The sequence below is a fragment of the Pseudomonas sp. BN606 genome (assembly GCF_029873115.1).
Classification (GTDB): domain Bacteria; phylum Pseudomonadota; class Gammaproteobacteria; order Pseudomonadales; family Pseudomonadaceae; genus Metapseudomonas.
This window is the reverse complement of the sequence record NZ_SSOF01000007.1, coordinates 1-502: the sequence shown is the minus strand read 5'-3', so window position 1 is coordinate 502 and position 502 is coordinate 1. Positions and strand designations below refer to the sequence as shown.

Sequence of the window (502 nt, the reverse complement as noted above, 5' to 3'; positions counted from 1 at the left end):
CCGGAGATTTCCGAATGGGGAAACCCACCGAAAGGTATCGTATTCTGAATACATAGGGATACGAGGCGAACCGGGTGAACTGAAACATCTCAGTAGCTCGAGGAAAAGACATCAACCGAGATTCCGAAAGTAGTGGCGAGCGAAATCGGAGTAGCCCTCGCGTTTTAGCAGTTTGTATATCAGAACGGAATGGAAAGTCCGGCCACAGCGGGTGATAGCCCCGTATGAGAAATGCAGATTGTGGAACTAGGCGCGAATAGAGTAGGGCGGGACACGTGAAATCCTGTCTGAATATGGGGGGACCATCCTCCAAGGCTAAATACTCGTAATCGACCGATAGTGAACAAGTACCGTGAGGGAAAGGCGAAAAGAACCCCGGGAGGGGAGTGAAATAGATCCTGAAACCGCATGCATACAAAAAGTCGGAGCCGCAAGGTGACGGCGTACCTTTTGTATAATGGGTCAGCGACTTACATTCAGTGGCGAGGTTAACCGAATAGGG

At 50.4% G+C, this 502-nt stretch carries 1 rRNA gene; it reads left to right on the top strand.

The features are described 5' to 3' along the window. A 23S ribosomal RNA gene (locus E8E75_RS00040) occupies positions 1-502 on the top strand; the annotation flags it as partial.